This window comes from Endozoicomonas sp. SESOKO3 (assembly GCF_024606255.1).
The window spans coordinates 1-1,241 of the sequence record NZ_JAHHPR010000253.1 but is presented as its reverse complement, the minus strand read 5'-3'; the positions used below and the strand labels follow the sequence as shown (position 1 = coordinate 1,241).

The following is a 1,241-nucleotide window of genomic DNA, read 5'->3' as shown; positions in this document are numbered from 1 at the left end:
TGATTCAGGAAGCTGTGCAGAACAGTTTCAGAGAGTTTCCATCCAATCGACTTTCCCGGGAGCAGCTAGCCCGTCAACTCAGTTTTATTCTTCTGGAAATGCAGGAGCGTTTTCTCCGCGGCAAGGCGCTTCGTTCTCTCAGCTTCAAGGTAGACAAGCAAAAACAGAATCCGCAGATTGCCGGAGATCCGGCATTTCATCTTTACCTTTCCTTATTGACTGAAACGTTTAACCGTCATCCCACCCTCTGGCACACAGGCAGCAGTGAACGTCGCCACTATCAGGAAGACCTCTCCGCCCTGTTTATGAAAGCCGCTGATCGTGAAGATTATGGTAAGGAGTGGTACCAGCAGATTCGCAGAATTCTGGACGGTGAAAAGCCGGTGCCTGTGACTCCACCACCGCCTGCTCAGGAAACGGTCAGGTATCACTACGAGGATGACGACGAATACGAAGGCTGGTTTGAACTCACTACCTTTAGAGTGATGCTTGGGATGGGGGCTATGGTTGGCGTGTTTGCTGCCAGCATAGTTTACCAGGTGATCTCTGAACATGAAGCCGAATCGCAAAGGCAGCAATCCCAGCAGGAGGAGGAGCTGAAAAAGCAGTTAGGCAAAAAACTGAACAAACCAGAGCGAAAAGATCCCAAAGGAAGGGACTGGCAACCCGGTATAGAGGACAAGGAGGAGGTCAAGCGCATTATGGAAGGCTTTCCAGAAAAGGTTTGGAAGAATGTAATGATCCAGGCCGGGCTGATGAGTCCTTTATTCTGTAGAATGGATCTGGATGATATCTTAATGCAGTTGCAGCTGTCAGCGCTCTACAGTCATTTGAGGGAAGCGCGTTATATCTGGACAGAAGAAGATGAAATACAGCACAAAAGACAGCAGGAAGAATTTGCAAAACGTCATAAAAAGGAGCAGGAAGAGGCGGCTAAAAGAGCCAGAACGGTCACTCATACTTCATCAACAACTCACCAACAAGACGACTGGGGGGGCTTATTCTCCTCCGGTTCAAGCTTGACTTATAATTTTTCAAGCAGCGAAGATGGCAGTGGTTCTACCAGCTTTGGTACAGCAACGACTACTGAAGTTCAGGGTCGGGATGCAGGCTGGAATTGAAGTTATTTGTAAGATTTCACGTTTGAGGGCCTTGCAGTGTTCTCATTTGGCTGCCGGGAACGTCAGGGTTAAAAACAGTTCGCAATAATCTATTATAATCTAAAACTATCTAATACAATC

General features: G+C 47.6%; 1 protein-coding gene. It reads left to right on the top strand.

Annotated features, from left to right (window positions below; all coding sequences use genetic code 11):
- Positions 1-1,121: hypothetical protein (locus tag KDK18_RS04580; protein ID WP_257253525.1), on the top strand; the 1,121-nt coding region annotated here is incomplete at its 5' end.
- Positions 1,122-1,241 lie beyond the last annotated feature (120 nt).